General features: G+C 37.5%; 20 protein-coding genes and 2 rRNA genes. 5 read left to right on the forward strand and 17 right to left on the reverse strand.

Annotated features, from left to right (window positions below; genetic code table 11):
- Positions 1-330: 330 nt before the first annotated feature.
- The 4 genes from aroC to seqA are packed head-to-tail and all read right to left on the reverse strand — an operon-like array spanning position 331 to position 6733.
- Positions 331-1404 carry a chorismate synthase gene (gene aroC, locus DV415_RS02615; protein ID WP_118790671.1) on the reverse strand — a complete coding sequence of 358 codons (1074 nt, stop codon included), beginning with the start codon at positions 1402-1404 and terminating at the stop codon, positions 331-333.
- A 10-nt stretch (positions 1405-1414) separates the two neighbouring features.
- On the reverse strand, positions 1415-4741 hold the full coding sequence (mscK, locus tag DV415_RS02620; protein WP_118790673.1) for a mechanosensitive channel MscK: 3327 nt from the start codon (positions 4739-4741) through the stop codon (positions 1415-1417).
- Positions 4742-4757: 16 nt separating this feature from the next.
- Positions 4758-6119, reverse strand: coding sequence for an o-succinylbenzoate--CoA ligase (menE, locus tag DV415_RS02625; RefSeq protein WP_118790692.1), 1362 nt, complete (start codon positions 6117-6119; stop codon positions 4758-4760).
- A 2-nt stretch (positions 6120-6121) separates the two neighbouring features.
- Positions 6122-6733 (reverse strand): replication initiation negative regulator SeqA, encoded by a 612-nt coding sequence (seqA, locus tag DV415_RS02630; RefSeq protein ID WP_005630657.1) that lies wholly within the window; start codon positions 6731-6733, stop codon positions 6122-6124.
- A 69-nt stretch (positions 6734-6802) separates the two neighbouring features.
- On the opposite strand from seqA, the gene DV415_RS02635 reads away from it, so the two are divergent.
- From DV415_RS02635 to fur, 3 genes are all read left to right on the forward strand, one after another.
- Positions 6803-7585, forward strand: coding sequence for an alpha/beta fold hydrolase (locus DV415_RS02635; protein WP_118790674.1), 783 nt, complete (start codon positions 6803-6805; stop codon positions 7583-7585).
- A 98-nt stretch (positions 7586-7683) separates the two neighbouring features.
- Positions 7684-8208 carry a flavodoxin FldA gene (gene fldA / locus DV415_RS02640; protein WP_046938891.1) on the forward strand — a complete coding sequence of 175 codons (525 nt, stop codon included), beginning with the start codon at positions 7684-7686 and terminating at the stop codon, positions 8206-8208.
- Between the two features lie 29 nt (positions 8209-8237).
- A complete protein-coding gene (fur, locus tag DV415_RS02645) occupies positions 8238-8681 on the forward strand; it encodes a ferric iron uptake transcriptional regulator (RefSeq protein WP_046938890.1) in 444 nt (147 codons plus the stop codon).
- A gap of 106 nt (positions 8682-8787) precedes the next feature.
- Here fur and gdhA read toward each other — a convergent pair whose 3' ends face one another.
- From gdhA to DV415_RS02680, 7 genes are all read right to left on the reverse strand, one after another.
- On the reverse strand, positions 8788-10137 hold the full coding sequence (gene gdhA, locus DV415_RS02650) for an NADP-specific glutamate dehydrogenase (RefSeq protein WP_005630640.1): 1350 nt from the start codon (positions 10135-10137) through the stop codon (positions 8788-8790).
- 376 nt (positions 10138-10513) lie between these two features.
- Entirely contained in the window at positions 10514-11284 is a 771-nt protein-coding gene (gene tatC / locus DV415_RS02655; protein ID WP_009500069.1) for a twin-arginine translocase subunit TatC, read from the reverse strand.
- Between the two features lie 9 nt (positions 11285-11293).
- Positions 11294-11854, reverse strand: a complete 561-nt coding sequence (gene tatB, locus DV415_RS02660; protein WP_118790676.1) for a Sec-independent protein translocase protein TatB — start codon at positions 11852-11854, stop codon at positions 11294-11296.
- A 3-nt stretch (positions 11855-11857) separates the two neighbouring features.
- The gene (tatA, locus tag DV415_RS02665) at positions 11858-12085 is read right to left on the reverse strand and encodes a twin-arginine translocase TatA/TatE family subunit (RefSeq protein ID WP_192879074.1); all 228 of its coding nucleotides are present in this window, start codon (positions 12083-12085) and stop codon (positions 11858-11860) included.
- A gap of 172 nt (positions 12086-12257) precedes the next feature.
- Entirely contained in the window at positions 12258-13697 is a 1440-nt protein-coding gene (locus DV415_RS02670) for an alanine/glycine:cation symporter family protein (protein WP_192878549.1), read from the reverse strand.
- A 183-nt stretch (positions 13698-13880) separates the two neighbouring features.
- Positions 13881-14795: an N-acetylglucosamine kinase gene (gene nagK / locus DV415_RS02675; RefSeq protein WP_118790681.1), complete on the reverse strand. Its 915-nt coding sequence runs from the start codon at positions 14793-14795 to the stop codon at positions 13881-13883.
- 63 nt (positions 14796-14858) lie between these two features.
- Complete coding sequence (locus DV415_RS02680; RefSeq protein ID WP_118790683.1) at positions 14859-15584, reverse strand: phosphatase PAP2 family protein; 726 nt, start codon at positions 15582-15584, stop codon at positions 14859-14861.
- Between the two features lie 69 nt (positions 15585-15653).
- On the opposite strand from DV415_RS02680, the gene ribA reads away from it, so the two are divergent.
- Complete coding sequence (gene ribA, locus DV415_RS02685; protein WP_005629111.1) at positions 15654-16304, forward strand: GTP cyclohydrolase II; 651 nt, start codon at positions 15654-15656, stop codon at positions 16302-16304.
- Between the two features lie 319 nt (positions 16305-16623).
- Here the strand turns inward: ribA and DV415_RS02690 are convergent, their stop codons facing one another.
- Positions 16624-18165 (reverse strand): peptide ABC transporter substrate-binding protein, encoded by a 1542-nt coding sequence (locus tag DV415_RS02690; RefSeq protein ID WP_118790684.1) that lies wholly within the window; start codon positions 18163-18165, stop codon positions 16624-16626.
- Positions 18158-18520 carry a YbaN family protein gene (locus DV415_RS02695; protein WP_118790686.1) on the reverse strand — a complete coding sequence of 121 codons (363 nt, stop codon included), beginning with the start codon at positions 18518-18520 and terminating at the stop codon, positions 18158-18160. Before DV415_RS02695 ends, DV415_RS02690 begins: the two co-directional genes overlap by 8 nt.
- A gap of 123 nt (positions 18521-18643) precedes the next feature.
- Between DV415_RS02695 and prlC the strand changes: the two genes are divergently transcribed.
- Positions 18644-20686: an oligopeptidase A gene (prlC, locus tag DV415_RS02700; protein ID WP_118790693.1), complete on the forward strand. Its 2043-nt coding sequence runs from the start codon at positions 18644-18646 to the stop codon at positions 20684-20686.
- A gap of 94 nt (positions 20687-20780) precedes the next feature.
- On the opposite strand, the gene DV415_RS02705 is transcribed toward prlC, so the two are convergent.
- The 4 genes from DV415_RS02705 to DV415_RS02720 form a co-directional block, all read right to left on the reverse strand.
- Positions 20781-22583 carry an ATP-binding protein gene (locus DV415_RS02705; RefSeq protein WP_118790688.1) on the reverse strand — a complete coding sequence of 601 codons (1803 nt, stop codon included), beginning with the start codon at positions 22581-22583 and terminating at the stop codon, positions 20781-20783.
- A gap of 111 nt (positions 22584-22694) precedes the next feature.
- Positions 22695-23282: a uracil-DNA glycosylase family protein gene (locus DV415_RS02710; protein ID WP_118776165.1), complete on the reverse strand. Its 588-nt coding sequence runs from the start codon at positions 23280-23282 to the stop codon at positions 22695-22697.
- 166 nt (positions 23283-23448) lie between these two features.
- Positions 23449-23563: ribosomal RNA gene (gene rrf, locus DV415_RS02715) — 5S ribosomal RNA — on the reverse strand.
- A 218-nt stretch (positions 23564-23781) separates the two neighbouring features.
- Positions 23782-23960 (reverse strand): 23S ribosomal RNA (locus tag DV415_RS02720); the annotation flags it as partial.

Here is a 23960-nt window from a genome sequence, read left to right on the forward strand (position 1 = left end):
CTAAAGTTTTGCCGTAGGTAAATATATTCTAGGTCTTGCTTGTAGATAAGCATACTCTGGGTTTTGCCGTGGGTAAGTATATCCTAGGTTTTGCCGTGGGTAAGTATACCCACGGTTAGAAAAATAGTTCCCCTTTGGGGAACTTTATACTTACCCCAAAGGGGTAACATCAAACTAACCTAGGGTATACCTACCCTAGGAACAGACTCACATATAGGTACACCTTAAGTTCAGCCCCATTGAAGAACTTTCCACCTACCCCAAAGGGGTAACATCAAACTAACCTAGGGTATACCTACCCTAGGCACAGACTCCCATCTTATACTAAGATTATTTACACTGTGCCTTAAAACGTAATAGATGATCTAATAAAACAATCGCCATCATGGCTTCTGCGATGGGTACAGCACGAATACCCACACAAGGATCGTGTCGACCTTTTGTTACAACCTCTACGACTTCACCATTAAGATTGATTGAACGACCAGGAATCGTAATACTTGAAGTCGGTTTTAGTGCAATCGTGGCGATTATCGGTTGACCAGAACTAATTCCCCCTAAAATTCCACCGGCATGATTGCTTTCAAATCCATCGGGGGTCATTTCATCACGATGTTCACTTCCTCGTTGCTCAACTACAGCAAAACCATCACCAATTTCGACGCCTTTTACTGCATTAATTCCCATTAATGCGTGAGCAAGATCTGCATCTAAACGGTCAAATACTGGCTCGCCTAATCCGACTGGAACATTTTCAGCGATAACGGTAAGTTTAGAGCCAATAGAATCCCCTTCTTTTTTAAGCTCACGGATCAATTCATCGAATTTTTCTACCGCACTTTCATCAGGACAAAAGAATGGATTGCTATTTACCTTTTCCCAATCAATTTCTCCGATAGTCTGCGGTGCAATTTTCACATGACCGATTTGGCTTAAAAAACCGCGGACTTCAATACCAAAATGTTCGCGTAAATATTTTTTTGCGATCGCTCCTGCAGCAACTCGCATTGCTGTTTCACGCGCTGATGAACGCCCACCACCACGGTAATCGCGAATTCCATACTTTTGGTGATAGGTAAAATCCGCATGTCCTGGGCGGAAACGATCTTTAATATCGCCATAATCTTGCGAACGCTGATCACCATTTTTAATGATCATTCCAATACTTGTACCTGTCGTTTTTCCTTCAAACACACCAGATAAAATTTGAACTTCATCATCCTCACGACGCGGTGTGGTATATCGAGATGTCCCGGGTTTACGACGATCTAAATCTGGCTGAATATCGTTCTCTGATAATTCAAGATTTGGCGGTACCCCATCAACGATACAGCCTAATGCAATACCATGTGACTCCCCAAAAGTTGTCACACGAAAAAGTTGTCCGATTGTGTTACCAGCCATAATTTCTCACTTATTTTTTTACTTCAATAAAAGGCATTTCTTCGCCAGTATCATTATTTTTGATAAAAACATCAAGTTGGTTAAATGCAATATCAATATTGTTTTCTGCAAAGAGCTCATTAATACGGCGATTAAGTGCATCAATCGTATTTGTACGTTCAGCAAGTTGAGCAACATAAACGCGCAATTCGTGATCCAAGGTGCTGGCACCAAAACTCAAGAAATAGGCTCTTGGTTCAGGATCCTTTAATACTGTTGTCTGCTCATTTGCGGCTTGTAGCAATAATTTCTTCACTAATTCAAGATTAGAACCATAAGCGACACCAACATTGATCACTAAACGCGTCATAGTGTTAGAAAGTGCCCAGTTAATTACCTGCCCTGTTACAAAAGATTTATTTGGCACAATCACTTCTTTACGATCAAAATCAATCAACGTAATTGCACGAATACGAATTTTCGCAACGGTCCCACTCACGTCATTAATTGTAACGGTATCGCCTACTCGAATTGGGCGTTCAAATAACAAAATAATACCAGAAACAAAGTTAGCAAAAATCTCTTGCATACCAAAACCAAGGCCAACAGAAAGTGCGGCGAATAACCATTGTAATTTTGACCAAGACATACCCAAGGTTGCAAATGCCCACGCGCCACCAATAGCGATAAAAATATAAGTGAGCAACGTCGTAATGGTATAGGGCGTACCTTGTGAAAGATTCACGCGAGAGAAAATCAATACTTCTAAAATACCCGAAATGTTACGTATCAATACATAAGTAATCCCTACGATAACTAAGGCAACAAGAAGATTAAATAAAGTAATGCTTTCTGTCACTGTACCTGCTTCAGTAGTCGTCGTTTGCTGCCATAAAGTTACTTCACGCAAATAACTTACCACCGTGACAAGATCTGACCAAACGTAATAGAAAATTCCAATCAACGCAGTCCAAATAAAGAGATCAGCAAAACGTAATAATTGACTACGCACTTCATTTAACGCTAAACCTTCTTCTTTTTCATTCAGAACAACAACATCATCGGATGTCGAACCATCATTAAAGCCTGCTTGTTTTTGACGGAGTTTTTCTTCTAAACGACGATGAGCCAAGCGACGAGATGATACAGTAATACCACGATAAATTACTTGGCGAATTAACCACCACACACACCAGGCTATATAAGAATTAATCAGATGCTGTATTAAATTCAACGCAGTGTAATAGTATCCCAATGCGACTAATAGCACTAAGCCAACAGGAATAATCTGTAAACCAAATTGAACAATTTTGACGATAATGTGGTTATGGTTTTTTTTCTCATCTTCGTAAGAACGTAGCACATTTTTAAAACGTGGTGCGATGATAATAATGCAAAACAGCAATGAAACAATCGTATTTACTTGTCCAATCACATCATTTGCCAACCCATAATCAGTCACGTTACTAAATACTGATGTATTCAGTAATAAAACAACCGCTACAACAATACGTTTAATTACACTTTGAAAACGCACCGCACTTTGTTGAGAAAATTCAAAGTGACGGACAAAAATCCCATTCGGACGGAATAAAGAAAGCCAAAACGTGAAGAACCACCAATAGCCCGCCATACTAAACGACCAATCCCAAAACTCAGTTGGATTTTTCATAAAGAAGAAACCAAGCATTTGACAAATGGCTAAAAACCATAAAGTCCCAGAAAGCGTTAAAAATGCAGTAAGCAATAAAGCTTGTGGGGTATTCCACTGATTATCATATTTTAATCGGTTAATTTCGCCGTTAATTTTTGACAGACGTTGTTTGATACGATCTTTAAATTTAAAAATAGCACCACCCACGACAAACAAGCCTAAGCAGTACATCAGTAAGTAAGGCAAATTACTGTAATTTGTGGGTAAACCAATTTTTTTCACAATACCATCAACTTGCGCCATAAAGGCTCGAGGCAATTCAGCAAACCAATCTAAATTAATAGGATTATTGCTTTTAACCCAGAAACTTTGTTGCTCCAATTTTGATTGAATTTGATCACTAATTTGAGTAATTTGTTGCTGAGTAAGCTCTAAAGAAATAGCTAAATTAAGTTGATTATTCAATGACCTAATTAAGTCAGAAGCCATTTTACGACGTTCAGTTAATAAATTAACTAATTGTGTTTTTTCAGCGTGAGTAAATTTCTCACCTTCATCTGATTCGACTTTGGCAATATAGGCATCTAAATCATAAAGTTCATTACGTTTTTGAGTTATATCGAAAATTTGTACCCGTAAATCCGCAATTTGTTTTGATAAACCTTGAATATTTAAGTTCGTCGGTAATTTTTGTTTTTGTTGCTGGATAATACGAGAAAGCACCAACGTACCTTGTAATGCACTAATTTGCTCCTCGATGGTATGTTGAGTTTGAGTGAGACTATCAAACACATTACGCATTCTTAAATCATCTTGCGTCAAGATGTTCGTCTTTTCCGTTTGTTGCAACAAATATTGACTCAACTCTGCATTACGCGCCAATTCTTTCTGAATATAAGCATTTTTCGCACTATTTTGTTGCTGTTGTTGAACTTGTTCTACTTGGTTTTGAGTTTGCGCTAAGTTTTTCTGATTGATCACTTCTTGGATCGCCACAATTTGTTGTTGTAGCAGTTGCAAACGAGCATTCAACAAATCATAACGGCTTTGATAAAGCAATGTCAGCTGATCGCTATTTTTCAATAAATCTTGGTTGTAAGCGTTTTTTAAATCAATCAACTGCAATTCTATTTGATTTTTTTGACGTAAAGTTTTTGTAAGATTGCTATCGGCTAATTGTTGATTAATTTCTTGTGTGCGTTTCAAATTCTCAGTAAGACTGGTTTGTGCACGCTCAGATACAGAACTTTGCCCCGCTAATTGAGTATTCGCTTTACTTAATGCTGTTTGGGTTTCCTGCTGTTGAGCATTAAGTTTACTTAATGTAGCCTGTAAATCCGCTAAATTTTGAGCTTGATAATCGACTGATTTAGATTGTTCTAACTGCTTCTTAAACGCCAATAAATCTGCATTATTTTTCTTAATTTCACTATCAGCATGGGCTAAAACATCATGTAAATCTTCATTATTTTTTTGTTGAGTTTGAATGAGCTGCAATAAATCCAAAGAGGTTTGCAATTCATTAATAAGTGCTGTTTTTACATCACCATCAGCCATTTTTTGCGCATCAGCTAAATCTGCAGAGAGATCTTGGTCCGTAGGTAATAATATATTGCTTTTATTTGCAGCCAATGTTGGATGCACCGTCGCCCAACCAATTAAAGCTGTCGCTAAAAGTGCGGTGAAAAAACGTGATGTTTTCATAATTTACCTGTATTTTTTATTGTTCGTTTATTTGTTTTGCTAACCAATCGGCAAGCACTTTACGTGATATTTTTATTGCGCCAGCAGATAAATCTACAGGCAATTCATAATAAGCTATTGGCTGTTTAAAGCGAGCCAATTTATCTTGTAAAAATTCAGTGAGTTTTTCGACCGCACTTTGATTAAAGGGTTCATTCAAAGCAACAATCGCAACGGGACGATAGCCAAATTCATGATCGGCTTTGGGTAAAACAAAAACTTGTTTCACCATAGCATTTTTCAGCATCACTTGCTCTATTTCTTCTGGCTGAATATTTTCACCGCCTGAAATAAACATATTATCAAGTCGTCCGATAATAACCAGTTCGCCATCTTGCAAAATGCCCTTATCTTTTGTCTGAAGCCAGCCGTCGCTATTGGTTAATGGAAAAATTTGTTGGTCTTTCCAATACCCCATCGCCAAACCCGCGCCTTTTAGCCAAACTTCATCATTCACCAAACGATATTCTCGACCTAATAAAGGTTGCCCCACGCCTTGTTTTTCATCAGATTTTTTGGCAAAAACCGTAGACGCCATTTCCGTCATTCCGTAGCCAGAATACGTTTCGATACCATATTTCACCATTTTTTGTGTAAGTTCTGTCGGAATATGCGCACCACCCAGTAAAATATGACGCGTAGCAAATGAAATACTCGGATTTTCCTGTAAATAATCTAATAAACGCTGTAATTGCGTTGGCACAAGAGAAACGTGAGTCGCCTCCAATAATGAAGCGTAAAAATCCGTTTTCGGAAAATGCAATTCAGCGCCACAACTCAACCAACGCCAAACAATACCTTGACCTGAAACATGATATAACGGCAAGGAAAGTAGCCAAGAATATGCACTATCGAACTTCATCAATTCGCATACGCCCTTCGCATTATCTAAATGCGCTTGAACATTATGTACTACTGCTTTTGGCAAACCTGTCGAGCCAGACGTGAGCGTCATTGTTGCAGGGCGAAAGAAATCAGCTTTTTGTATAGAGAAGTCAGCTATTGGAAAATCCCTCAAATCTTCATCACAAAAACAAAAATCGATGTGATGAATCTCACATAATTCTTCAATTTTTTCTTGAGGAAACGCCGGATTAATGCCTAGAATTTTTGCACCCAGTTGGATTGCAGCAAGATATAAAAATAAAATGTTTTCTGTATTTTTTCCGACAAAAGCAACCGCACTTTCAGGATTTACACCTTTATTTTGTAAGAAGGAAACAGTTTGGTTCACTTTCTCGGCTACTTGCGCCCAATTAAAAATATCGCCCTGTGCAGTGCGCAAGGCGATTTTATGAGAAAACTTAGGTTGGATAGCAAAGGCTTGCCAAGGATACATCATTAATTTACCGTGAAATATGCCCGCACTTCGTCAATTAAACTTTCAGGCAAATCCATTGATTGCATTGCGCCTTCCAACATCAGCATTTTACGACCACTGTTTGTGTTAGTAATAACCCAATAAGGCGTATCTGGAATTTGTTTTGGTTTTGTATGATTACCAGTCATTAACAATGTTGCTTCATCTCGAGCAAAATAAACTCGGGTGCGGCCTTGTAAAGATTCTGTGGCTTGCGCAAAACTCTCAGGATTAGTGCGATAAAGCACGCGCAAAATAGCCAAGAAACGCGTAACAGCTTTGCCTTCCTCTTGAAATTCTGTCGATTTTAATAAGGCTTGAACTTTTTCTACAATCTGATTAATCGCCGTTATCGGCTGTTTTTTCGTCAGTTTTACACTTTCTGACTTAGCCGGTTCGGGCTGTACTTCTACTTTTGATTCTGTTTTTTCGTTATTTTCAGCCGGAGCAAATGTTAAGCCATCGGCAAAAACACTCGCATGTGCCGGTAAATTAAGCAAACGGCGTAAAATATCCGAAGCACTTTCCCCAATAGAGCGGGTTTGGCTCGCAATGTATTGGTATAATTCTTCATCAACTTCAATGATCTTCATTTTTTTCTCTCTGTTTGCTAGAATTTTTTTAATTATAGCGACTTCTTTACAAATTCTCACGCAAAAATTATGGCAAATTCATTGCTCAATTATCAATTTCATCAAGTAAAACAAACGATTAATTCTCCAACTTTAGTTTTTATTCACGGTTTATTCGGAGATATGAATAACCTTGGTATCATCGCCAGAGCTTTTAGCGAAAATTACAATATTTTACGCGTAGATCTGCGCAATCACGGCCATAGTTTTCATTCGGAAAAAATGAATTATCAACTTATGGCTGAAGATGTTATCGCGGTAATCCACCACTTAAATTTATCCAAAGTGATATTAATTGGCCATTCCATGGGGGGAAAAACCGCCATGAAAATCACCGCACTTTGCCCAGAATTAGTCGAAAAATTAATTGTAATTGATATGTCTCCCCTGCCTTACGAAGGATTTGGACATAAAGATGTATTTAATGGTTTGTTCGCTGTAAAAAATGCAGCACCTCAAACTCGTCAAGAAGCCAAACCGCTCTTAGAAAAGGAAATTGATGATCAGGATGTCGTGCAATTTATGCTGAAATCTTTTGAACCCAATTCACCTGATTATTTTCGGTTTAATCTCACTGCACTTTTCAACAATTACGCTAACATTATGGATTGGGAAAAGGTGCATGTACTCACGCCGACGCTGTTTATTAAAGGCGGAAATTCTTCTTATATAAAAATAGAGAATAGCGAAAAAATTTTAGAACAATTTCCTCATGCGACGTCTTTTACTATTAGTGGTTGTGGCCACTGGGTACATGCTGAAAAACCTGAATTTGTTATACGTGCGATAGAGCGATTTGTAAATAAGAATTAATTAATTTAAATGAGAATACTTTTGTAGTATACTCCCACACAATTTAGGGAATATCCCCTATTTATAATCAATACGTTAAATTTTAAAAGGAAAGAAAAATGGCAGTTGTTGGTCTATTTTATGGCAGTGACACAGGCAATACCGAAAACATCGCAAAAATGATCCAAAAACAATTAGGTAATGACTTAATCGATATTCGTGATATTGCAAAAAGTAGCAAAGAAGATATTGAAGCATATGATTTCTTACTTTTCGGTATTCCGACTTGGTATTACGGCGAAGCACAAGCTGACTGGGATGATTTTTTCCCAACGTTAGAAGAAATCGATTTTACAGATAAACTCGTAGGTATTTTCGGCTGTGGCGATCAAGAAGACTATGCTGATTATTTCTGCGATGCTATCGGCACCGTGCGCGACATTGTAGAACCGCGCGGCGCAATCATTGTAGGTAACTGGCCAACTGAAGGCTATACTTTTGAAGCATCAAAAGCATTATTAGAAGACGGAACTTTCATTGGGTTGTGTATTGATGAAGATCGCCAACCTGAACTCACTGCAGAACGTGTGGAAAAATGGTGTAAACAAATTTACGATGAAATGTGTTTAGCCGAGATCGCTTAGAATTTTTCACATAAAAGGAAGGGAACTTTATGTCTGAAGAAAACATTAAATTACTTAAAAAAGCTGGATTAAAAATCACTGAACCTCGTTTAACTATTCTTAGCTTAATGCAAGAACACAAAAATGAACATTTCTCAGCAGAAGATGTGTACAAAATTCTACTTGATCAAGGGAGTGAAATTGGCTTAGCGACAGTTTACAGAGTATTAAACCAATTCGATGAAGCTAATATTTTAATTCGTCACAATTTTGAAGGTAATAAATCTGTATTTGAGCTAGCACCAACTGAACACCATGATCATATTATCTGCGAAGATTGCGGAAAAGTATTTGAATTTAGTGATAATATTATTGAACAACGCCAACGTGAAATTAGCGAAAAATATGGCATTAAATTAAAAGCGCATAGTTTATATCTTTACGGGAAATGTAGTGATATTAATCATTGCGATGAAAACAATTCAAATAAATAACATCTCTAAGGCGACTCAATGTCGCCTTTCTTATATTCAAATTTTATCCGAAAAAATAACCGCTCTTTTTTAAAGTGCGGTTATTTTCTATTTGAAATTTTAAGGATTAATAAACACCTTGTGCCAACATGGCATCAGCAACTTTGACAAAACCTGCTACGTTTGCGCCTACCACATAGTTAATATTTTCTTGCCCCTCAATCGTGCCGTATTTTTTACAGTTTGCATGAATATCTAACATAATACGATGCAATTGTGCATCCACTTCTTCTGCAGTCCAATACAAACGTTGTGAGCTTTGCGCCATTTCTAAACCAGAAGTCGCCACACCACCAGCATTAGCCGCTTTACCAGGCCCAAATAATACACCAGCAGCCTGTAACGCTTCTGTTGCTTCAATGGTAGTTGGCATATTGGCGCCTTCAGCGACCAATCTCACGCCATTTTTAATTAAAAGTTGAGCATCAGAAAGTTCTAATTCATTTTGAGTTGCACAAGGAAGCGCAATATCAACTTTAACTTCCCAAGGGCGTTTACCTTCAAAATATTGCAAACCAAATTGTTCTGCATAATCTTTCACTCGACCACGTTTCACATTTTTAATTTCTAAAAGTGCGGCTAATTTTTCAGTAGTAAATCCCTCAGCATCATAAACATAGCCTGATGAGTCAGAGCAAGTCACCACTTTTGCGCCAAGCGATAATGCTTTTTCAATAGCATATTGCGCTACGTTACCAGAACCTGAAACCGATACAACTTTTCCCGCAAAACTATCGCCTTTTTCAGCCAACATAGCTTGAGCAAAATAAACTAATCCATATCCCGTTGCTTCTGGACGAATTAAGCTACCACCAAAAGATAATCCACGACCAGTAAATACGCATGCAGCTTGGTTCGATAATTTTTTCATATAGCCAGCTAAATAACCAACTTCGCGCCCACCAACACCAATATCACCTGCTGGCACATCAGTATCTGCCCCTACATGACGATAAAGTTCAGCTATCAATGCTTGGCAAAAACGCATGACTTCTGCATCTGATTTCCCTTTCGGATCAAAGTCTGAACCACCTTTTGCTCCGCCCATAGGCAATGTAGTTAAAGCATTTTTAAAAATTTGCTCAAAACCCAAGAATTTTAAAATAGATAAGTTCACTGATGGATGGAAACGCATACCACCTTTAAATGGACCAATTGCACTATTAAATTGCACTCGGAATGCACGGTTAACTTGCACCTGCCCATTGTCATCAGTCCAAGCTACACGGAATTGAAATGCACGTTCAGGCTCAACTAAACGTTCTAATAATCCCTCTGAACGATATTTAGGATTAGCTTCTAAAAAAGGCCAAATAGAAGTAAACACTTCTCTCACTGCTTGTAAAAACTCTGGTTGATGACCATCACGTTGAGCGACTTTTGCTAAGAATGCATCTAAGGAAGCAACTGTTGACATAATGAATTTCCTTCTTTGTTGTTAATGTTGTGTGTATTGTGTTTTTTTTATTATGCTCGCCTCATAGGGCGCACTGACAATATGCAATGACTGATTTAACGTTGCAATAATTTTCATGAAGGAAATTTAAAGAAAAACAAAACAGAAAGAAATTATCTAAAAAATCACCCAATTTATTAGATAGAAAATAAAAATAAAGATAATAACCTAATAAAATGATGATGTTTTCGGTAAAAATACGAAACTTTTACTAAGCTATAAATCACATTTATTCGTGAATAAAGAAAAGATATTGTTTTATGAAAAAGCAACACGACGATGCCATCAATGCAATAAAAAAGGGGCTAAGCCCCTATTTAACATATTAATCGATTTATTATTCTGTTTTTTCTGATTCATCGTTGTTTTCAACCGCACTTTCATCATCTTTGGGTTGATAAAAACGAGCTACTAATAGACCAAGCTCAAAGAGCAAGCACATCGGTACTGCGAGTAAAGTTTGTGAAAAAACATCAGGAGGCGTTAAAAGCATGCCAATAAAAAATGCGCCCACAATAATATAAGGACGTTTTCCTGAAAGTGCTTTTACTGTTGTTACGCCAGTCCAGCAAAGTAGAATGATGGCTATCGGTACTTCAAAACACACTCCGAACGCTAAAAATAATGCCAAAGCAAAATCTAAATAGCTGCTGATGTCTGTTGCAATAGCAACACCTTCTGGTGCAGTTTGTGTAAAGAAACTAAATACAAACGGGAATACAACGTAATAAGCAAAAGACACGCCACAATAAAATAAAATCGTACTTGAAAATAGCAACGGATAAATCATCCGTTTTTCATGTTGGTACAATGCTGGCGCAACAAAAGCCCAAATTTGATAAAGCAAATAAGGAACAGAAATAAAAACAGCAACAATCGCTGTCAATTTAATTGGTGTAAAGAAAGGCGTTTGAATATTCGTTGCAATCATTGTCGCACCTTTTGGCATAACAGCCGTTAAAGGTGCAGCAACGAAATGATAAATATCATTGGAAAAATACACCAATGCGACAAAAACCAATACCACACAAATCACACAGCGTAATAAACGGTTTCTTAGCTCAACAAGGTGTGTAATTAGAGGTTGAGATTCATCCACATTACTCATAAAAACTCGCTATGATTCAGTTTTTGAAGATTGAGATTTTGGTGCTGGAGCAATTTCAACATCATCAGGTGGATAATAATCAGATAAACGCTCCGTCAATTCTGCTTGCTCGTGGGCTTCAAGTGCGGTTAAATCTGCAGGTGTTTTTTCTACTTCAGGTAAAGTTTCTGTAGAATCCTCAGTTAATGCCACATTTTGAGGCTTTTCTGCATTTTCGGCCGCACTTTTAATTTCTTTGATTTGCTCTTCCACCGTTGTACCAGCTTGAGCCGCTTTATCTTCTAGCTCTGCTTTCATTTTATCTGCCTGAGCTTTTAATTCTTCCACCGTTTTACTCAATTCTGGTGAAAGGGTTTGCAAGTTCAAAGATTCAGCTTTTTTGATACTATCCTGTAATTCTTGCAATTTTAGTTCTTGTTTCAACTCATTTTGCACATTGGCAGCTAAACCACGAATCGTTTTCACCCAGCCCATCACTGTGCGAATAGCGACAGGCAAACGCTTCGGCCCTAGAACAACTAGACCAACCACCATTAACAAAACAAGTTCTGAAAAACCAATATCAAACACGGATTAAGCCTGTTCTTTCTCTTTTGTAGTTTCAGTTTTTGTAGATGTTGCATTATTGTCAATAGACTTAAATTCTGCATCTTTTGCTTTTTCGTCATCTTGCATTGCTTTCTTAAAGCCTTTCACAGCAGCGCCAAGATCTGAACCCGCATTTCTTAATTTTTTCGTACCGAAAACCAATAAAATGACCACTAATAAGATAATCATTTGAGCAGGGGATAAACCAAACATAATAAACTCCGTTCTGTAAAAAAGAAAAAATTTGGGTCGGAATATACCCTTTTTACCCACTTAGAACAATAGCTATCGGGGATTATTTTCAATTTATCACGATATTAATGATAAAACGCAATATATGAGTAAACTAAAAATGGCTAAAAATTTCTTTCTAGCCATTTTATCTTTATTTCCAAATGCGGGAATCAAATATTTTCTTACGTAATTCAGGGTGGTCGTCAATTTTAAACTCTGGTGTTTTTCCTTCTTTAAGCTGGCGTTGATAATCCTTCATCAATTTCCATACGATTGGCGACAACATCAAAATTGCAATTAAGTTAATGATTGCCATGACTGCCATTACCGTATCTGCGAAATTCCACACCACATTGCCTGAACGAACCGAACCAAAATACACGAAGAATAGCACCATTAAACGGAACAAAAATACAAACCAAGGTTTATTCTTGATAAAACGGATATTGCTTTCCGCATAAGCATAGTTACCAATAATAGAAGAATAAGCGAATAACAATAAGATAAACGCCAGGAAATGCACCCCAAATTCACCTATGTGATATTGCAAGGCATTTTGCGTAAGTGAAATACTTTTTAGCGTTTCGCTACCATAATTATTTGAAAGTAAAATAATCACGGCAGTACAAGAACAAACAATCATGGTATCAACAAACACACCCAACATCTGTACTAAGCCTTGACTAACAGGATGCTTAACGTGAGCTGCCGCTGCCGCATTAGGCGCAGAACCCATCCCAGCCTCGTTAGAGAATAGTCCGCGTTTAATCCCCATCATCATTGCTTTTGATACCAGCGCACCAAACATTCCGCCAGCGGCAGCGTCAAAACTAAATGCGCTTTGAATGATACGATGAATCACCGAAGGAATCATATCAATATGCATGCCAAGAATAATCACAGCCATAATCAAATAGAAAAGCGCCATCATTGGCACAAGACTACTCGAAATAACCGCAATACGCTTAACGCCACCGAAAATAATAAGTGCGGTCAAAATTACTAATGAAATACCGACATATTCCCCTTTCCAATTCCACGCATTGCTCGTCGCTTCAACAATGGAGTTTGCCTGTACAGAATTAAAGGCAAAACCAAATGTAAAAATTAATGCAAGCGCAAAAGCCACTGCCATACAACGTGATTTTAAACCTTGCACAATATAATAAGCAGGGCCGCCACGGAATGATCCATCTTTATCTTGAATTTTAAATAATTGAGCAAGAGTGGATTCAGCGAAAGCACTCGACATTCCAATAAATGCCGTTACCCACATCCAAAACACTGCGCCTTCGCCTCCTAAGGCGATTGCCGTTGCAACCCCACCAATGTTACCCACACCAACGCGGCTCGCAAGACCTGTCGTAAACGCTTGGAAAGGCGTTAACGAACTTCCCTCTACAGCACGACCAAACCACATTTCACGAAGGCTTGCTGGGAATAAACGGAACTGTACAAATCCTGTTGTAATGGTAAAAAATAGACCCGTCCCAAGCAAAATAATAATGGTGGCATCCCATAAAGGTCCATCAAGGTGTGCGACTATCCAAGTTAGCACGTCTTCTAACATTTTTGAAAATTCAAATTCCATAATCATCCCTCAAGCGATAAATAATTTGATTGTATGAGTTTTCAATGAAAAGGCGAGATTTTTTAAAAATTTCTCTAAAGAAAAGAAACACAAACAAGAAAAAATCTAATAAATTTAGAATATTCTAAATATTTTTCAAAAATAAAGGGCGTATTATTCGAATACGCCCGTTAGTTTGCTAAATTATTTGGTTAAAAACAACGCCGCCGCACCACGCACACCACCGGAATCGCCGTGTTTCGCTTTTTTAATCGGTGGAACTTTTGCTGTCCGCATCAAATGAGGCGGAAGGGCTTTTGGTAAAGCCTCATAAAGGTAATCAAAATTAGATAATCCACCGCCTAGCACAATCATATGTGGATCAAATGCCGTAATGATATTGCCAATAGAAATCGCCGCCAATTCAACAAAAAGATTCACAAAATCTACCGCACTTTCATTGCCTTGATAGAACAAATCAATAATTTCACGAGCGGATAATGTTTCACTTTTCAAATCTCGATAAAGCATTTCAAAACCTCGACCTGACAGATAATTATCCAAACAAGCCTTGTTGCCACAACCACATTGATAAATCGGGGCTTTATCCCATCCCAATAATTTCAAGGCATGATAATTTAGTTGTAAATGACCAAGCTCTCCCGCCATTCCTACTTGACCTGAATAAACTTTACCGTTTAAGACAAAGCCACCACCAAAACCAGTTCCGAGAATTAAACCAAGTACAGTCGGATATTGCTGATTTTCCGTATCCCACGCTTCAGATAACGCAAAACAATTTGCGTCATTCTCTGCCTGCACTTCACGGCCTAAACGCGCAGACAAATCGCGTAAAATTGGTTTATTATCTGCCACACGAATATTGGTAATTTCGGCTAATCCAGTTTGTTGATTAACAAAACCAGGTACGCCCAAACCTACGGTGCCCACTTCACCAAACTTTTCATCAGCACGATTCACTAAATCCACAATCGTGTTAAGCCATTCTTCATAGTCGCTTTTAGGTGTTGGCACCCGTTCAGAATATAATTTTTCTAATTTTTCATTGAATACGGCAAGCTCTATTTTCGTGCCACCAATATCTAAACCATAATACATAATCTGCTCCTTTATAAAGAAGTGCGGTTAAAATTAGCCAAAATTTTAACCGCACTTAAATCATTATTTTATGACGAAGATCGCCTTTTTCTTTAAAAAGGCAAAAATAATACTATTAATCAACCATGCCAGTAATGTCGCCACCAATAAATCAATTGGGTAATGCATGCCTAATCGCACACGGCTAATCAACATCAATAAGCCCCACACCGCAATGCCCACCACCAGCAATTTTGCTTTAAAAGAACGGTTACCTAATAATTGAGTAAAGCCAACAGCAAGCATCAGCCAAGTTGCTGCAAAAATCGTATGCCCTGAGGGGAACGAATACCCTGTTTCATTTTCATAATGATGAACCAACCAAGCTGGCGTGATGGCATCCATCGAATAAAAATCCTTAGCTATTTCAGCACGCAAAGTGCGGTCATTTTTATAAAAGTTTTCAGGCGTTGAATGAGTTTGCTCAGCTAGATAAACGGTGAACGGACGAGGTTCTTCAAATAATGCTTTTGCCCCTGTTTTTGCGGCTTGAGTTGCAATAACTGAAATCCCCATCACAATTACGCCTAATATCCATTGTTTTGGATTTTTAAATAAAAACGCAAACAAAAGAGCAAATAACACACAGGTGATCAACGCATAAGGTACACTCCCCGTTTCAGTAAGCAAATAAAGCCAATAATCAGATTCAGTTAATTGGCTATTGCCATGCCACTGATAGGAAATACCCCAAATAAAAAATGGTACAAGACAAAGTAATAACGTATATAATGACAGCCTTTTGAACATGCTCGCCCCTTGATAATAAAAAATAACGCGCGCATTCTAACAGAAATGACTACGAATAAGGATCACTTTATGGCAAAAATTCAGCTAGTTGCGCAAGCTAATTTACCCACTGAATACGGCATTTTTAAAATGGTGGGATTTGAATTTCCAGATACCAAAAAAGAACATGTAGCCTTAGTGATGGGTGATATTTCTAATGCTGATGAACCTGTGTTAGCACGCATCCATTCTGAATGTCTAACTGGCGATGCACTTCACAGCTTAAAATGTGATTGTGGGTTCCAACTGGCGACAGCATTAAAACAAATTCAAGAAGAAGGTCGCGGTGTCTTAATTTATCATCGCGAAGAGGGCCGCGGAATTGGTTTGATTAATAAAATCCGTGCGTATTCTTTACAAGATAAGGGAATGGATACCATTGAAGCCAATCTTGCTTTAGGTTTCAAAGCAGATGAACGTAACTTTGAAGTCTGCGCCGATATGTTCGAGCTACTCGGGGTAAAAAAAGTTCGTTTGATGACCAACAACCCAGAAAAAGTAGAAACCATGAAAAAAGCAGGTATCAACGTGGTTGAGAGAGTACCGCTTAATGTAGGCGAAAACCGCTACAACACAAAATATCTTGATACTAAAGCGAAAAAAATGGGCCATTACATTGTACATAACAATGATGAACAACATTTAATGACTTGCCCACATTGCCAAGAAGAGATTATTTAACAAATAATATATGTTAAAAAAGCCATACTGTTATATTGAACAGTGTGGCTTTTTTATTTAAACTTTATGCCACGGAATAATCAAAAGATTTTTTAGCATATTGCTAAAAACGAGAAACCCCGTCTCGTATTCCAAAGATCGGGGCTTATCAGGAGTAAGTAAAATGAAAAAAACGCTCTTTTTCATTTTCTTGATTATCTGTTGTTTAGTTAGCTGTTCTGGTACAGTTATCTAAGATAATCGCTACGGGGACGATGTAGGAGTTGTCCCCAATGCCTCCAATCTTAAAGAATTCTTTCCTTGATTGCAAGCGTGATTACTAATTTTTAACCTTTCTCCACAAATCTTTACTGTAAATGATACCGACAGAATTTACTTGCGCACCCATTATACTCGGTGCAAGATAAACTGGCGTACTATATTGAAAAATGGGTAACACTAAATATTCTTGTTGAACTATCTCTTTTAATTTCGCGTAATTTTCTAACCGCACTTTTTCGGATGTCGTCGTCATTGCACTTTCAAATAAACGATCAAATTCTGCATTTTTATAGCCATTCTTGTTATCAGGGCTTTTGGAATAGAACAAATTTAAGAAAGCGACGGGATCATTAAAATCAGCACACCAGCCAGAACGAATTAATTGAAAATCGCCTTTTGTGCGGGCGGTTTGCAATTCTTGCCAGTTCATCCCTTGATTTTCAACTCGTAATAAATCTGATTGCGATAACTGACGATTTAATTGCGTTGCAATGGTTTGATTCAGAGACGAATCATCATAACGAATGCGTAATTTCAACGGGTGAGTTTCACTCATTTGATTTTGCGAAAGTAATTGTTCTGCGATGACTGGTTCCCAAATTGACTCCTGCTCTCCGAGCATAGATTTTGGCAAAAAAGTATTGCTAGGATGAAGATGAGCAATATCTGCAACCAAATTCTTGGTAGAAATCATCGAAACAATCGCCTTTCTTACCGCACTTTTCTGTAAAATAGGATCGGCAAGATTAAACTCATAGAAGTAAGTACAAAGTTGCGGATAATCTTGGATATTCTGATCGACTTTTTTCGGATTCAATACAACGTCAAAATTAGACAAATCTGCATCTGCTGTAATTTTTTGATACTTCACTTGCTGAAATATCACTTTTTCCTTTGCCCAATAATAAGGATTGGCTGTTAAAATGTGCTGATTTTTAGCCTGACTTTGTAATTGATAGGCTCCATTGCTGATAAGGGTTTCAGGCGATTTTGTATAGCGAGGCAAAAGGCTGACGTGCGCCAGCATAGAAGGTAAATATGGCGATGCTTTATCCAATTCAATGCGTAAAGTGCGGTCATTTTCGGCAAATAATCCAATCGATTCGACAGTTAGCGTTTTTTCCAATACTTCCTTCGCATTTTTCACATTCATGAAAGCCAAATAATTTTTTAGCGGGCTTTCAGATTGAGAAAGGGCTTGCCAAGATTGTACAAAATCAGAGGCAGTCAGTGCTTCACCATTTGACCATTTGGCATTTTCACGCAAAGTAACAATCCACGTTTTATTATCTTTAGTTTGCCAGCTTTCTGCTACGGCAGGAACAAGATTACCTTGCGCATCATAAGCTGTTAATCCTTCAAAAAGATCTCGTAATAATTGAGTTTGTTCTTCGTTTTGTGCTTGCCAAGGTTGCAAAGTCAAATCGCCATAAACACCGCGTTTTAATTCAACTCGGTTAGATTCTAATTGAGTATTTTTCGGCGCCTCAACTTGTGGCGAAACAGGCTTAGGACTATCCACTTTATCACAAGCCACCATCGTAAAAATGATAGAAAAAATAACCGCACTTCGTTGGCATAAAGCGAACAAATTATTCATTTTCAGTTTTAACCCAAAATAAGAAGAACCAAAACTTAATACAAATCAATGCAGCAATAACGCCACGCCCTATTACGCTTGGCGTAAAATAAAAACCAATTAGTAGCATTGTGGTAACAAAAGTCAAAATACAAATTTTGGTATTTTTCTTTAATGCTCGATTTTCATTAAAGGACTTGAGATGTTTTTGATAAATACTTGTGCCTAAAAACCATTGTTCTAAGCGTTTTGAACCTTTGGCAAAGAAAAATAAAGTAAGTAATAAAAAAGGCGTAGTTGGTAAAAGAGGAAGAAAAATGCCAATGATGCCAAGAGCAAGAGAAAGAAAACCTAAAATAATGTAAATAATTTTCATAATGTTCCTAATAAAAAAGAAAATGCGAACCATTATTACTGTTTTTTTAGATTTTTCAACCTTGATATTATAGAATTTGCCGTCACATAAAAAGTAATTTTCAAAAAAGGAACATTTATGTCTATGTCAAATCCATTACTTAACATTCAAGGCTTACCGCCATTTTCACAAATCAAGCCAGAACATATTCAACCAGCTGTTGAAAAATTAATTCAAGATTGTCGCAATACGATAGAACAAGTGTTAAAACAACCGCACTTTACTTGGGAAAATTTCATTTTGCCTTTAACGGAAACCAATGATCGCTTAAATCGTGCTTGGTCGCCCGTTTCTCATCTCAATTCAGTAAAAAACAGTGCTGAATTGCGTGAAGCCTATCAAGCGTGCTTACCGTTACTTTCTGAATACAGCACTTGGGTTGGTCAGCATAAAGGGCTTTATAATGCCTATTTAGCGTTAAAAAATAGTGCTGAATTTGCGGACTATTCTATTGCGCAAAAGAAAGCTATTGAAAATTCACTGCGTGATTTTGAACTTTCAGGTATCGGGCTTTCAGAAGATAAACAACAACGTTATGGCGAAATTGTAGCGCGCTTATCAGAATTAAATTCACAATTTAGCAATAACCTATTAGATGCCACAATGGGCTGGGAAAAACTCATTGAAAACGAAGCAGAACTGGATGGCTTACCTGAATCTGCACTACAAGCTGCACAACAATCTGCCGAAAGTAAAGGATTAAAAGGCTATCGTTTTACGTTAGAAATCCCAAGTTATTTGCCTGTGATGACTTACTGTGAAAATCGAGCATTGCGTGAAGAAATGTACCGTGCTTACGCAACACGCGCCTCAGAACAAGGCCCTAACGCTGGCAAATGGGATAACAGTAAAGTTATGGAAGAAATTCTTACATTACGCGTAGAACTGGCGAAATTACTCGGTTTTAATACTTATACCGAACTTTCACTTGCCACCAAAATGGCAGAAAACCCACAACAAGTGCTTGATTTTTTAGATCATCTTGCCGAACGTGCTAAACCACAAGGCGAAAAAGAATTGCAAGAATTGAGAGATTACTGCGAAAAAGAATTTGGTGTCACTGAACTTGCGCCTTGGGATATTGGTTTTTACAGTGAAAAACAAAAACAACATTTATACGCCATTAATGATGAAGAACTTCGCCCATATTTTCCTGAAAATCGCGTGATTTCAGGATTGTTTGAATTAATTAAACGTATTTTCAATATTCGTGCAGTGGAACGCAAAGGCGTGGACACTTGGCATAAAGATGTGCGTTTCTTTGATTTAATTGATGAAAACGATCAACTTCGTGGCAGTTTCTATCTTGATTTATATGCACGCGAACACAAACGTGGTGGTGCGTGGATGGATGATTGTATTGGGCGCAAGTGTAAACTGGATGGCAGCATTCAAACTCCTGTGGCTTATTTAACTTGTAACTTTAATGCACCGATAGGAAATAAGCCAGCGTTATTTACGCACGATGAAGTGACGACCCTATTCCACGAATTTGGTCACGGAATCCATCATATGCTCACGCAAATTGATGTATCCGATGTGGCGGGTATAAATGGCGTGCCTTGGGATGCTGTGGAATTACCAAGTCAATTTATGGAAAACTGGTGTTGGGAAGAAGAGGCTTTGGCGTTTATTTCAGGACATTACGAAACAGGCGAGCCGTTGCCCAAAGAAAAACTTACGCAATTGTTAAAAGCTAAAAATTTCCAAGCCGCAATGTTTATCTTACGTCAGCTTGAATTTGGGATTTTTGATTTCCGCTTGCATCACACCTTTGATGCGGAAAAAACCAATCAAATTTTGGATACACTTAAATCAGTGAAATCACAAGTTGCCGTCATAAAAGGTGTAGATTGGGCAAGAACCCCACACAGCTTCAGCCATATTTTTGCAGGGGGCTACGCCGCAGGTTATTACAGCTATTTATGGGCTGAAGTATTATCAGCAGACGCTTATTCACGCTTTGAAGAAGAAAGTATTTTCAACCCAATCACCGGCAAATCATTCCTAGATGAAATTCTCACTCGTGGTGGCTCAGAAGAACCAATGGAACTCTTCAAACGCTTCCGTGGCCGTGAACCGCAATTAGATGCGTTGTTAAGACATAAAGGAATATTAAATAGATAATAAAAACAGAATACCCGGCCAAAGCCGGGTTCTTTTTATCTCATAAAATTAGACTATAACGCACCTTTGATATCTAAATAAATTCCTAAAAGGATTATTCCTCTACTTTACAAAATTTAGCTAACTCTTCTACATTTTCTAACCAATGATTCCCAATTTCATCAATCAATTCACCGCAATTAAAAATATCAGAATTTTTAGCCGCACTTTCTAAAGTATCCGCTAATTGACGTAAATGATTTAACCCCACCGATGCCGCGGCCCCTTTAATTTTATGGGCAGTATCTTCTGTTTCTTTCATATTATCTTTTGATAATTGAGCAAGATAATTTGGCATAGTTTGTTTGAATAAAGATAAATTTTCTAAAATTTGGGATTTTCCAAGGGTTTCAATCAGCGCTAAATCAAATTGTTCTGAAAGCTCATTATCATCATTCATGTCTATAATCGATTCGCTTTCATCCGCAAAAAATTGCTGCAGACAATGGTGTAAATCCTTAATTGAAATGGGTTTACGTAATACGCCATCCATGCCCATTTCTAAATATTCTTGCTCGCTTTGCATAACATTGGCGGTAAAAGCAATCATTGGTGGTAAAAAATCATAAATACCGTCCTCATAGTTCTCTCGCAAATATTGGGCGATTTCAAAACCACTCATATCTGGTAATTTAATATCTAGCAATAAAATATCGTAAACATTTTTCTCAAATAAAGTGATCGCCTGCTTGCCATTTGTCGCAACATCAACATGATGCCCAAGTTTTTCCAAAATAGTTTTCGCAACCATAATATTGAGGTCAACATCCTCCACTAAAAGAATGTTCAAGGATGGAATATTTTTCTTAACGGATTCTTTTTCAGAAATTTCCTGAGCATGGAGAGTAAGATGGAACGTAGCGCCTTTTCCTCGCTCACTTTCAACTGTTAAATCCCCTTCCATTAACTGAGCGAGATTTTTAGAAATAGCCAACCCAATACCGCTACCCGCACTTTGCTGGCGACTTTCTTTCACTTGATAATACATTTCAAAAATATGTTTTTGTTCTTCAGGTGAAATCCCCATTCCTGTATCTTTCACAATAAAATGGTAACAATCCTGATTTCTGATAATTTTCAGAATAATATTTCCCTGATCTGTAAACTTCACCGCGTTACTAATTAAGTTCCACAAAATTTGGCTTAAGCGAACACGATCAAGATTCAACCAATTAGGCAAATTAGGCTCAAGCTCTAAAGAAAAAATGAGATTTTTTTGTTTGGCAAGGAAACTAGCAAAATTATAAATATCGTTTAATAAGGCGGGGAAATCTGTTGGCTGGCGATTTAATTCAATTCGGCTGGCATCGATTTTTTCCAAATCAATAATATCGCTAAAAATATAGCCTAAACTGACCGCACTTATGTTGATAGTTTTTAAATAATTACGCTGGCGATCATCTAATTCGTCATCAAGTAAAATCTGGCTAAGCCCCACAATCCCATTCAATGGCGTGCGTAATTCATGGCTTATTGTGGCAAGTAAGGTACTTTTATCACTGCTATTTTTTTCCAACTTTTCCAATGCTTGGGATAATTTTTTCTGAGCAGCAATTCGCTCGGCAACCTCATTTTCCAATCGATTAACCGAGCTAGAAAGATCAAGACGAGAATGTTCAAGTTTTTCGACCAATAAAGTGAAAAAATAAATAACAAAAGGCGCAGTGAGTAAGCCAAAAGTTACCGAACGAAAAATATCTACCCAAGAAATCTGATGAACAATAAATAGACTAAATAAAATCTGAGTACAAAGTGCTAAAACCGCAAGAATCATCACGCCTAAAAGAGAAAAACGAAGGCGCCCAAGACGAATAACCCAATCTACATAACTCTGAGCAAAATATTTGAAATTTTTCATCAAATCTCCTAAAACATTATTATCGTTATAAAAAAACTGTGCATAAAGGTTTTATTATATCCGTAAAGTAAAAGAAATTGTTATTACTATGTGTGCGTAAGAAATGAAAACTTAGTCTTTATTAATTATCTGTTTGACTAAAATTTGTAATTCAGGAATAACTTGTTCTTCAAACCATGGATTCTTTGTTATCCAAAGCTGATTACGTGGGGAAGGATGCACGAGAGGTATAAAGTGCGGTAAGAATTGACGATAATTTTTAACAGTATCAGTTACATTATCTTTATTTTCAGATAAATAATATTTCTGTGCATATTGCCCAATAAGAATAGTGAGCTGAATATTAGGTAGATGCTCTAAAATCATTGGATGCCATTTTTCTGCGAAACCTTGACGAGGTGGTAAGTCACCCGATTTACCTTTTCCAAGATAATAGAAATCCATAGGAAGAACCGAAAACATCCCAGAATTATAAAAATAATCGTAATCTACTCCCAACCATTCACGTAAACGCTCACCGCTTTTATCATTCCAATATAAACGAGTTTTCTCAGCTTTTAACCCTGGAGCTTGACCTACAATATTAATTCGAGCTGTTTTAGGCGCCGAAAATAAAGGGAAAATTCCACGTTCTGTAAAATCTTTATTTTGAGGATCAAGGATAATACTTGAAGTTATTTCATCTAAATTTTTAAGCATAATGGATGAGATTAAAAATGAGTATATAAAGTCTATTTGAAAAATATGAAAAATCAAAACTCTAAATGATATAAATAGATATATTTATTAAAAACAAAACCCCAGTAGTTCAACTGGGGTTCTTATCTTTTATTCTACTCTGCTTTATTCTATTTATGTATTTGTAACCTGGCGGTGCCCTACTCTCACATGGGGAAGCCCCACACTACCATCGGCATTACAGCGTTTCACTTCTGAGTTCGGTATGGTTCAGGTGGTTCCACCGCACTATCGCCGCCAGGATAATTCGTTGATAACTTGTCTTTATCTTTCGCTACTCAGCTCTTCCTCTACCTTTCACTCGTTCTTATTGGCTACAAGCTGAATCCGATTTTCTTTCTATTGAGTCTTCTATAGTTGCTTTTCTTTGTTTAGTCTTTTACTCGTTTCCGCTCTACTTTTATTTGCTTCGCTTTTCATCTCTTACTTCACTCAGCTACCAAAAACACTTGAGCGTTGTATAGTTAAGCCTCTCGGGCAATTAGTACAGGTTAGCTCAATGACTCACATCACTTACACACCCTGCCTATCTACGTCTTAGTCTTAAACAACCCTTACAATCTATAAGATTGGGAGAACTCATCTCTTGGCAAGTTTCGTGCTTAGATGCTTTCAGCACTTATCTCTTCCGCACTTAGC

The sequence above is a fragment of the Haemophilus haemolyticus genome (assembly GCF_003490595.1).
Classification (GTDB): domain Bacteria; phylum Pseudomonadota; class Gammaproteobacteria; order Enterobacterales; family Pasteurellaceae; genus Haemophilus; species Haemophilus haemolyticus_L.